This is a genomic window from Roseateles sp. P5_E1 (assembly GCF_054049335.1).
Genome location: NZ_JBFUMN010000221.1, coordinates 1 through 684, shown reverse-complemented (window position 1 = coordinate 684; position 684 = coordinate 1). Strand labels below are relative to the sequence as shown.

Sequence of the window (684 nt, the reverse complement as noted above, 5' to 3'; positions counted from 1 at the left end):
CACCATTGGTCTCCTCACCTGCCTCTGCGCTATCGCCAATAGCAACGGAGAACTCACCTGCTTTTGCAGAAGAGCTCTCTTCATCAAAGTCCACAGCAACAAACCGCCCGTCGCTTTCCATCAAGGAAACTCGATGATTGGTGGCAAACAACTGCCCACCATTAACCGCGTCCGTGCTCGCCGCTGAGCTCGCATCTCCCGCCGCCAGTCCACGTACACGACCGCCATTCATATCAATGCTGCCATCCGCGGCAAACTTCACCACGCCGTCCAGATCGGGATCGAAGTTCTCGAATTCGGTGCGCAACTCATCCAGGTCGCGGCGGTTGTCTGTGATGCGCCCATCCTGCCCGGACAGCTGCGAGGAGTGCRTCGCCAGTACCCCTTCATGGGCCGTCACTTTCTGCTGGGTGCCAAACAACTGCTTGCCTGTAACCGCGTCGGTACTGGTCGCACTCAGGGTGCCATCCGCCACGCCACTCAGTTTGCGCGCTGCATTGGACTTGTTGCGCAGGTCCAGCGTGGTGCCGGTGTTCTGAGCACCCAAGCGCAGGTTCCCGCTGGCTGACACCTGGCTGACCAGGCCTTCCAGWGCCGTCGYACGSGTYACKACYCCGTCCGCCGTTCGCTGTGCRGCGGTCGCTGCGGCTTGCGCCGTGGTCGCCGTGTTCTGCGCCGCGGTCA

The 684-nt window shown here is 61.5% G+C and carries 1 pseudogene; it reads right to left on the bottom strand.

Going from position 1 to position 684, the window contains the following annotated elements:
- Positions 1-547 (bottom strand): annotated as a pseudogene (locus tag ACXJKJ_RS30715) (hypothetical protein); the annotation flags it as partial.
- Positions 548-684: the final 137 nt, after the last annotated feature.